This window comes from Streptomyces sp. SM1 (assembly GCF_002910825.1).
Taxonomy (GTDB): Bacteria; Actinomycetota; Actinomycetes; order Streptomycetales; family Streptomycetaceae; genus Streptomyces; species Streptomyces okerensis.
The window spans coordinates 1-6,603 of sequence record NZ_NEUB01000398.1 but is presented as its reverse complement, the minus strand read 5'-3'; the positions used below and the strand labels follow the sequence as shown (position 1 = coordinate 6,603).

Annotated in this window: 10 protein-coding genes; 1 reads left to right on the top strand and 9 read right to left on the bottom strand. The window is 71.4% G+C overall.

All coding sequences use genetic code 11. The features are described 5' to 3' along the window. Positions 1-121 precede the first annotated feature (121 nt). Together B9S61_RS10185 and B9S61_RS10180 are read right to left on the bottom strand one after the other, a co-directional pair. The gene (locus tag B9S61_RS10185; protein WP_258039608.1) at positions 122-1,012 is read right to left on the bottom strand and encodes a hypothetical protein; all 891 of its coding nucleotides are present in this window, start codon (positions 1,010-1,012) and stop codon (positions 122-124) included. Then, the gene (locus B9S61_RS10180) at positions 1,009-1,773 is read right to left on the bottom strand and encodes a hypothetical protein (protein WP_258039607.1); all 765 of its coding nucleotides are present in this window, start codon (positions 1,771-1,773) and stop codon (positions 1,009-1,011) included. The genes B9S61_RS10185 and B9S61_RS10180 overlap by 4 nt, the downstream gene beginning before the upstream one ends. A gap of 276 nt (positions 1,774-2,049) precedes the next feature. On the opposite strand from B9S61_RS10180, the gene B9S61_RS10175 reads away from it, so the two are divergent. Beyond that, positions 2,050-2,412, top strand: coding sequence for a DsrE family protein (locus tag B9S61_RS10175; protein ID WP_103541974.1), 363 nt, complete (start codon positions 2,050-2,052; stop codon positions 2,410-2,412). On the opposite strand, the gene B9S61_RS10170 is transcribed toward B9S61_RS10175, so the two are convergent. From B9S61_RS10170 to B9S61_RS10145, 7 genes are all read right to left on the bottom strand, one after another. Continuing rightward, positions 2,406-2,702: a VOC family protein gene (locus B9S61_RS10170; protein ID WP_308457757.1), complete on the bottom strand. Its 297-nt coding sequence runs from the start codon at positions 2,700-2,702 to the stop codon at positions 2,406-2,408. The two genes, B9S61_RS10175 and B9S61_RS10170, sit on opposite strands and share 7 nt — an antisense overlap. Positions 2,703-2,815: 113 nt before the next feature. Further along, the gene (locus tag B9S61_RS10165) at positions 2,816-3,076 is read right to left on the bottom strand and encodes a DUF3099 domain-containing protein (protein WP_103541973.1); all 261 of its coding nucleotides are present in this window, start codon (positions 3,074-3,076) and stop codon (positions 2,816-2,818) included. An 85-nt stretch (positions 3,077-3,161) separates the two neighbouring features. Next, positions 3,162-3,449 (bottom strand): DUF1416 domain-containing protein, encoded by a 288-nt coding sequence (locus tag B9S61_RS10160; protein WP_040908647.1) that lies wholly within the window; start codon positions 3,447-3,449, stop codon positions 3,162-3,164. A gap of 42 nt (positions 3,450-3,491) precedes the next feature. Then, positions 3,492-4,337 carry a sulfurtransferase gene (locus B9S61_RS10155; RefSeq protein WP_103541972.1) on the bottom strand — a complete coding sequence of 282 codons (846 nt, stop codon included), beginning with the start codon at positions 4,335-4,337 and terminating at the stop codon, positions 3,492-3,494. A gap of 123 nt (positions 4,338-4,460) precedes the next feature. Continuing rightward, a complete protein-coding gene (locus tag B9S61_RS43425; protein WP_360390360.1) occupies positions 4,461-4,568 on the bottom strand; it encodes a putative leader peptide in 108 nt (35 codons plus the stop codon). Positions 4,569-4,775: 207 nt separating this feature from the next. Then, positions 4,776-5,516, bottom strand: coding sequence for a DUF2993 domain-containing protein (locus B9S61_RS10150; protein WP_103541971.1), 741 nt, complete (start codon positions 5,514-5,516; stop codon positions 4,776-4,778). A 371-nt stretch (positions 5,517-5,887) separates the two neighbouring features. After that, positions 5,888-6,603: hypothetical protein (locus tag B9S61_RS10145; protein WP_103541970.1), on the bottom strand; the 716-nt coding region annotated here is incomplete at its 5' end.

Genomic DNA, 6,603 nt, shown 5'->3' with positions numbered 1-6,603 from the left:
GGCGGCGCCAGCGGTTTCGGCGGCGCCAGCGGTTTCGGCGGCGCCAGCGGCTCCCGCTGCTCCGCGGGCTGCTCCGGCCCGCCCTCCGTCGGGTCGGGAGCGAGGGCCTGCTGCTGCTCGGTCATACGGCCTTCCCCGGTTCTTCGATACGGTCGAGCTGCTGACCGAGCAGCACGGCGACACTCTTGGTGTCGAGCGGCTTCCCGCCCTCCGCGGTGAGGGAGACCAGGACGTTCCCGACGCGGGCCGAGCAGTGCATGCTGTCGATTTCCGACTCCTCGTCCTCGGGCGGCAGGAAGCAGCGGGCGTTCTTGTGCCCCTTGATCTTCGGTCCCTCGCGGAAGACGTCGAGGGCGTCGAGGAACCCGCTCTCGAACCGCGCGATGTCCCGCACGGCCTCCCGGTCCTCCATCCGGGTGAGCACGATGCCCACGGAGAAGATCTCGTCCACCGCGTAGGAGCGACTCGTCTCGCTGACGTAACTGCGCATCGCCATTCCCTCGATGCGCCAGCTGTCGATCTGCTTCTCCAGCCGCTTGCGCCGGGAGCGCGGCACATCCCGCAGGGTCTCCTTCTGCAGCGCCGTGGCCCTGGCTCCGTCGAGCTGCGTGTCCGCCCCGAACTCACCGAGGTCCGGGCCCGGGATCCAGGTGTGCTCCCCGTACGGCACGAGCATCCCGGCCAGCCCCCGCGCCTCGGGCGCCTCCTCCTCCTCGGCGGCGGCCTTGGGCAGCTTCCATACGGGCGCGCCGGCGTCGCGGTCCGCGTCCTGCACGGTCACGACGGTGTAGCCCCCGCCGGCGACGAGGGCCCCGGCCACCACCACGGACCCGACGACGGCCGCGACGCGCCCCCACCGCACGGACCGCTTCCTGACGGTCCCGGGGGCGGCGACCGGGAGTTCGGCCGCGTCCGGGGGCCCGGCGGCGAGCGGGGTTCCGGCGGTGGTCGCGGGTTCCTCCGGCGGGGTCTGCCCGGACGGCTCCGGCGGCCGCTTCTCGCTCTCGCTCACAGCCGCTCCATCTGCCGCTCGACCAGCTTCATGATCATCTTCTTCTCGATGGGCTCGCTCCCGAACACCAGGACCTGCACCGTGATGTCCCCGCGCCACGCATGCGCCTCGGCGCTGTAGACGGGCTCGTAGCCGGGCTCCGTCTCGGGACGCCTGTGCACGTACACCCGGCCGTCCTCGGTACCGGGCACCAGCCAGCTGTCCGTGTCGCCGGCGTCGTCCGCCCAGTACTGACCGTCCTCCGCGAGCGCGGCGGCCGCCAGGGTCTCCTCCTGGTGGAACTGGATCAGCCGGACCTCCACGCCGTGGTCGTCATCGAGCCAGCCGGTGGCGACCGCCCGCCGGAACTTCTCCGTCGTCAAGTGCCCGAACATGTAGCCGGGTTCCTTGTAGGTCCCGGCGAACTCGGCGAGGTCCATCCAGCCGTCGTCCGGCAGCCAATCGTTCTTCTCGGCCGAGCGTGGCTTCTCGATCAGCAATTCCCGCAGGTCACCGTCGGTCTTCACGCTGCGGTCCCGGGCGGCCGACAGGGGCTCGGGCCCCTCGCCCTTCGCCTGCGCGAGCACCGGCTGGGACAGCGGTGGCAGCTTGGTCGGCTCACGGTCGGCCTGTACGAGATAGCCGGTGCAGGTACCGGCGACCAGCCCCAGCACCAGAGCGGCACCGATCAGCGCGGTGGTCCGCCCCCTTCGCCGGGGCTTGCGGACCGCGACCGGCGGCACGACGGCGAAACCCCCGGCGACCGGAACGGACGGGGTCACGACAGCCGCGACGGACGGAGCCTCCGGCGCCGGGCCGGCCCCCGCCGCGTCCACCGATCCCGCCGCGTCCGCCGATCCCGGCACGTCCACAGGTCCCGGGCCGTCCGCAGGTCCCGGCTCATCCACCGATCCCGGCACATCCGGGGCGCCGGCTGCTTCTTCGGGTTGTTCCAAGACGTCCCCCCACAAAAGGTGAAGCGCGCATTCCGAGTCCGCGCGCACAGGAGACCCACAGCCGACGACCGAAGTTGCAACGATCATGATTACGATTCGGTCATGGCCAAGAAGCTTGTGATCAAGGTGACCGCGGGAACCGACGCACCCGAACGCTGCTCGCAGGCGTTCACGGTGGCGGCGGTGGCCGCGGCCAGTGGTGTCGAGGTCTCCCTGTGGCTCACCGGGGAGTCCGCGTGGTTCGCCCTGCCGGACCGTGCCGCCGAGTTCGAGCTGCCGCACTCCGCCCCGCTGCCCGACCTGCTGGACTCGATCCTGGCGGGCGGCCGGGTGACCCTGTGCACCCAGTGCGCGGCCCGCCGCGACATCACGGAGAAGGACGTCCTCGAGGGCGTACGCATCGCCGGCGCGCAGGTCTTCGTCCAGGAGGCCATGACGGACGGCACCCAGGCGCTCGTCTACTGAGAGGTCCGCAGCCACAGACAGAACGGGTGCCCGGAGAGGTCGAACAGCACCCGGACGTCGGCCTGCGGTTGATGACCGGCGAGCGTCGCACCCTCCGCCACCGCGTGGGCCGTCTCGGCCTTGAGATCGTCGACCTCGACGTCGAGGTGGAGCATCATCTGCTGATCGCCGGCATTCCGCGTGGGCCAGACCGGCGGGACGTACGCGGGCTCGGTCTCGAAGGCGAGCGCCGTGCCCGCGGCCCCGTCCGACGGTCCGATGAGCACCCGGTGGGGTTCTTCGGCGCGCACCTCGTAGCCGAGGAGCCGCGCGTAGAAGTGAGCTCGTGCGCGTCACGCGCGTCGAGCACCACGGTGGACAGTCTTGCCGACGGCGGCACGGACGCTGAGGACATGCCCCCTTCCTAACGGGGGCGCTTCTTGCCGTCCAGTTCGTCCCACCACTCGTCGGACTCCGGGTCGCCGGAGGGGTCGTCCCACCAGCGGTCCTCGGGGCCGCGCCGGTTGGCGACCACCGCAGCGAGCGGCGGGATGACCATCGCGACCAGGCACATCGCCACGGCGGCCGGCACCGACCAGAGCCGCACCACACCCCACGCCAGGACGAACAGCCCGATACAGGTGCCCATCATGACGAAATAGGCATGCCGCCTGCGCGCGTACACAGGTCCAGCGTAGGTCCGGGCACGGGGAAGGGCCGCATCCCGGGCGTCCGACCCGTGGGATGCGGCCCTTGCGCCGTACTCGTTCTCAGACCGCGATCGCGACCTCGGCCAGACCGCCCTGCTGGGCGACGACCGTGCGGTCGGCGGTGCCGCCGGGCACCAGGGCACGGACGGTCCAGGTGCCCTCCGCCGCGTAGAAGCGGAACTGTCCGGTCGCGGAGGTCGGGACCTCCGCCGTGAACTCGCCGGTCGAGTCCAGCAGACGGACGTAGCCCGTCACCGGCTCGCCGTCGCGGGTCACCGAACCCTGGATGGTGGTCTCACCGGGCTTGATCGTCGAGGCGTCCGGGCCGCCGGCCTTCGCACCGCACATGTCGTACTCCTGAGGGGATCTGGAAAGGTCGGTGGTGAGGGGTTACTTGGCCGGACCGAGCTCGATCGGCACGCCCACGAGGGAGCCGTACTCGGTCCAGGAGCCGTCGTAGTTCTTGACGTTCTGCACGCCGAGCAGCTCGTGCAGCACGAACCAGGTCAGCGCGGAACGCTCACCGATGCGGCACAGGGCGATGGTGTCCTTGCCCAGGTCGACCTGCTCGTCCTCGTAGAGCGCCTTGAGTTCGTCGTCGGACTTGAAGGTGCCGTCGTCGTTGGCGTTCTTGGACCACGGGATGTTGCGGGAGCTCGGCACGTGGCCGGGACGCTGCGACTGCTCCTGCGGCAGGTGGGCCGGGGCGAGCAGCTTGCCGGAGAACTCGTCGGGGGAACGCACGTCGACGATGTTCTGCGAGCCGATCGCGGCCACGACGTCGTCGCGGAAGGCGCGGATGGACGCGTCCTGCGGCTTGGCCCGGTAGTCGGTCTTCGGGCGCTCCGGCACCTCGTCGCCGGGGACCAGTTCGCGGGCGTCCAGCTCCCACTTCTTGCGGCCGCCGTCGAGCAGCTTGACGCCCTCGTGGCCGTACAGCTTGAAGTACCAGTAGGCGTACGACGCGAACCAGTTGTTGTTGCCGCCGTAGAGAACGACCGTGTGCTCGTTGCCGATGCCCTTGTCCGACAGGAGCTTCTCGAAGCCCGCCTGGTCGACGAAGTCACGGCGGACCGGGTCCTGGAGGTCCTTCGTCCAGTCGATCCGGATGGCGTTCTTGATGTGGTTCTTCTCGTAGGCGGACGTGTCCTCGTCCACCTCGACGATGGCGATGGTCGGGTCGTCCAGGTGCTCCTGGAGCCAGTCTGCGTCGACCAGGACGTCGCTGCGGCTCATGCTTTTCTCCTCCGGGGCAGTTACGGCGGGGCGTGCGAGCGAGAGGTGTGCGCGGCCTGGGCGGGCCGGCGCACGGATGCCCTCAGTGGGGCGGGGTGAGGATGCGGACGTCGGCGCGTCCGCTCAGAAAGTGCGACAGAGCATGGCGGCGACACGGCACAGGTCCACTGCCCGCCGCTTCGTGAGATCCGCCCGTCCCCGCGACTGGGGGGCGCTTGTCTGCCGCTGCATGGGGTCGATCGTAAGGACGACAGGGCCGGTGTGTCACCGGCGTGTCGCATGGTGAGACGAGATCGTCCGCCATCCGGGATCCCTGCCCCGGGAAGTCACCCTCCGTCCGCCCCGGGCTCCCGCCCTCCCGCCGTCTGCCCGCCCTCACATCTGCTCTACGGACACGCGCGTCTCGCCTGACGGACGCGCCTCCCGCCAAACCGTCCCTTACCCGACCAGACGGACGTCGGAACCGTTCACCGTGATGTCCACGCCGTTCCCGGCGGCCTCGACCTTGTCCAGGCGGATCCCGCCGGGCAGTCCGTCGATCGTCTGCTCGAAGTCCGTGATCCGCCGCACCCGCGACTCGGCCAGCGCGACCCCTCCGAACTCCGGCAGCGCGTCCGCCTCGACCCGCACGGTGTTGCCGTCCACGACCGTCACCGAGCTGAGCACGGAGACCGGCTCGGGCAGCTTGTTGCCGAGCACGGTGGCCTCGACGGCGACCTTGATCTTCCCGTTGCCTCCGTCGGAGAGGCCGACGACCTCGGCGGTGACACCGGGAGCCAGCTGGGTGGGCTCGGACCTGGCCGTCTTCAGCAGCTCGTCGTAGGCGACGGTCGCGGTGCCGGTGGCGCTGTCCGCGACGGCGGAGCTGAAGTCGCTGGAGAACTCGACGCCCGTCATGTCGGCACGCAGATCGCCGATGCGGAGCTTCTCGGCGCCGTCACCGGTGCTCGCCTCGTAGCCCTCGATACCGACCTCGACCTCGTCGAGGGTGCCGCCGATCACCTGGGTGAGGAAGGGGAAGCCCTTGATGGACACGTCCGGGGTCGACGCGAGGTTCTCGTTCGCCTTCAGGCGGTCCGCCGCCTCGCCCTCCGCGAGATTGACCGCGACACGGTCCACGATCACGAAGATTCCGCCCACGATCACGAGGACGATGAGCAGTATTCGCAGTGCGCGCATGCGATGTTTCCCCACCTGGGCTGTTACGACGGCGTTCCCCGACGACCGGTCGGCCGTCCTGCGCGAGGGTAACGCGCGACCGTGCGGCCTCCGGCGAATTGTGGATCACCTGTGACAGGCAGGCAGCGGGGGGAGGGGACGAGCCGGCCGCGTACGGCGGGAAGGCGACGGGGCAGGGGCGGCCGTCCGCAGCGACCGGCGCGTCCGCGCCCTCGGCCCACCGAGTCACCGATTCCGTGCCGGTCCGAGGACGGACGCCCCCGCCGCGGCTCCGCCCCATCCACCCGCCGCAGGCGCTACGGCGCCCCCCGCCGGAGGGACAGTGGCGCCGCGGGCACACGGCCCGAAACCCGCAGGCGGGAACCCGACCGTCAGCCGATCACGCGGCCCAGCACGTACACCGCGGGCCCCGCCGCCGCCAGCGGCAGGGCGACGCCCGCCGTGAAGTGCACGAACCGCGAGGGATAGTCGTAGCTCGCGACCCGGTGACCGATCAGCGCGCAGACCGCCGCGCCCGCGCCGAGACCCGCTCCCGGGGCTTCCATCCCCGAGACCGCGAACCCGGCTCCCGCCGCGACCGCCACCGCGACCGCCACGGACGCCGCGGTCGGCAGCGGCAACGCCCGCGCCACCACCGCCGCCGCCACGGCGATCGCACCCACGGTCACCGCATCCGCGTCCGCCGCCAGATATCCGCCCGCCGCGATCGCCAGCGCGAACGCGACGACCGTCGCCATCAGCCCGTACATCCGCTCGTCGGGATCCGCGTGCGACCGCAGCTGCATCACCAGCGCCAGCAGGACCCACACGCCGAGCGTCCCGAGGATCGCCGCGGGCGACCGGTCCGACGCCAGCAGCGCCGCGTCGGCGACCAGCGCGCCCAGGAATCCCAGCGCGATCCCCTGCCGGGCCGGCCACATCCCGTTCAGCCGGAACCAGCCCGCCGCCGTGACCCCCTGCAGCACCACCAGCGGCACGAGCAGCGCGTACGTACCCAGCGCCGCCCCGCCCGCGAGCAGCAGCCCGAGCGCGGCGGTGAGCGCGGCGGGCTGCATCCCGGGCTCGATGACCGGCGAACGGCCCTCCG

What these genes read in the sequence shown, in the direction of transcription:
- B9S61_RS10175 (WP_103541974.1), top strand. Translation starts at nt 2,050, where the DNA reads ATGGCCAAGAAGCTTGTGATCAAGGTGACCGCGGGAACCGACGCACCC.
- B9S61_RS10160 (WP_040908647.1), bottom strand. Translation starts at nt 3,449, where the DNA reads ATGTGCGGTGCGAAGGCCGGCGGCCCGGACGCCTCGACGATCAAGCCC.
- B9S61_RS10155 (WP_103541972.1), bottom strand. Translation starts at nt 4,337, where the DNA reads ATGAGCCGCAGCGACGTCCTGGTCGACGCAGACTGGCTCCAGGAGCAC.
- B9S61_RS43425 (WP_360390360.1), bottom strand. Translation starts at nt 4,568, where the DNA reads ATGCAGCGGCAGACAAGCGCCCCCCAGTCGCGGGGACGGGCGGATCTC.
- B9S61_RS10150 (WP_103541971.1), bottom strand. Translation starts at nt 5,516, where the DNA reads ATGCGCGCACTGCGAATACTGCTCATCGTCCTCGTGATCGTGGGCGGA.